The sequence below is a fragment of the Actinoplanes sp. NPDC026623 genome (assembly GCF_040638275.1).
Classification (GTDB): domain Bacteria; phylum Actinomycetota; class Actinomycetes; order Mycobacteriales; family Micromonosporaceae; genus Actinoplanes.
This window is the reverse complement of record NZ_JBEZXZ010000430.1, coordinates 1-1,594: the sequence shown is the minus strand read 5'-3', so window position 1 is coordinate 1,594 and position 1,594 is coordinate 1. Positions and strand designations below refer to the sequence as shown.

At 68.1% G+C, this 1,594-nt stretch carries 2 protein-coding genes; both read left to right on the top strand.

Annotated elements, in window-relative coordinates:
• The coding region (locus AB0F10_RS45530; RefSeq protein WP_360640842.1) for a hypothetical protein at window positions 1-212 on the top strand (212 nt) is incomplete at its 5' end.
• Between the two features lie 213 nt (window positions 213-425).
• On the top strand, window positions 426-1,544 hold the full coding sequence (locus AB0F10_RS45525) for a VCBS repeat-containing protein (RefSeq protein WP_360640840.1): 1,119 nt from the start codon (window positions 426-428) through the stop codon (window positions 1,542-1,544).
• Window positions 1,545-1,594 lie beyond the last annotated feature (50 nt).

Here is a 1,594-nt window from a genome sequence, read left to right as displayed (position 1 = left end):
CCCGGGTCGTGCAGTACCGCTGCGACGAGGCGCCGCCGCGCCGGTGGCGCCTGCTCGACGGCGCGGGCGACACGTTCCTCATGCGCAACGAGTCCAGCGGCCGGTGCCTGACCTCCGCTGGCCTCGCCGCCGCGGCTGTGGTGCAGGGCGCCTGCGACAGCGACCGCTCGCGGCGCTGGCTCGGGCGCGCGGTCGGCGGCAACCAGCCGTAGGCGCCGGACCTGGGAAAAGGGGCGGGGGAGGTTCCCCGCCCCTTTCGCATGTCCCGGCGTCGCGAGGCGGGAAGCGTACCCCCGGATCTTGGCGTTATGCGGCTTTTTCCGGTTCTAGACGGCTAGCGGACTGAATAATCTTATTGGCCCCACTCGGAGCTAGTTTATGGACGGCTTCCACTCGGAACGTCCATCACGAGAACGGGGAGAAAGATGCTCGGGAACCGGCGCCTTCTGGCGCTATCGGCAATCGCGGCAGTCACCGTGGCGGCGCAACTGCAGGGTCTTCCGGCGGCCGCCGCGCCGCCGCCAGGCGGCGGATTCAGCGGCGTGGCAGGGGATTTCAACGGTGACGGTCGCGACGACATAGTCACCTTCACCCGGGGCGCGGCCGCCGATGTCTACGTCGCGTTGTCGAATGGCTCGTCCTTCCAGGGTACGGGCTGGAAATGGCACGACTATTTCGCGGCCGGCACCGAGACGCCATTGGTGGGAGATTTCAATGGCGACGGAAAGGACGACATCGCGACATTCACCCGGGGCGCGGCCGCCGATGTCTATGTCGCATTGTCGACAGGCCACTCCTTCGTCGGCACCGGCGTGAAATGGCATGACTTTTTCGCGGTGGGTTCGGAGATCCCGGCGGTGGGTGACTTCAACGGTGACGGCAGGGACGACATCGTGACGTTCACCCGGGGCGCGGCCGCGGACGTCTACGTGGCGTTGTCGACGGGTCACTCCTTCGTGGGTACGGGGTGGAAGTGGCACGACTACTTCGCCGCGGGCTCGGAGGTCCCGGCGGTGGGTGACTTCAACGGTGACGGCAAGGACGACATCGTGACGTTCACCAGGGGCGCGTCGGCGGACGTCTATGTGGCCCGGTCGACGGGTTCCAGCTTCGTCGGCACCGGCTGGAAGTGGCACGACTACTTCGCGGCCGGCACGGAACTGCCGTCGGTCGGCGACTTCGACCACGACGGCAAGGACGACATCGTGACGTTCACCCGGGGCGCGTCGGCGGACGTCTATGTGGCCCGGTCGACGGGTTCCAGCTTTGTCGGCACCGGCTGGAAGTGGCACGACTACTTCGCCGCCGGCTCGGAGATCCCGGGCACCGGCGACTTCACCGGCGACGGGCGCGACGACATCGTCACCTTCACCCGCGGCTCGGCCGCCGACGTCTACGTGGCCCGGTCGACCGGCTCGAGCTTCGCCGGTACGGGCTGGAAGTGGCACGACTTCTTCGCGGTCGGCTCCGAGATCCCGCAGCCGGGCATCCTCTGGTGTCGGAGGAACCGGACGACGACGGGCTCGTCCCGCCGATCAAGGTGATGCGCAGGCGTTTGAACGGCGTCTACAGCGCGGAGCACGGGTTCGCCGGT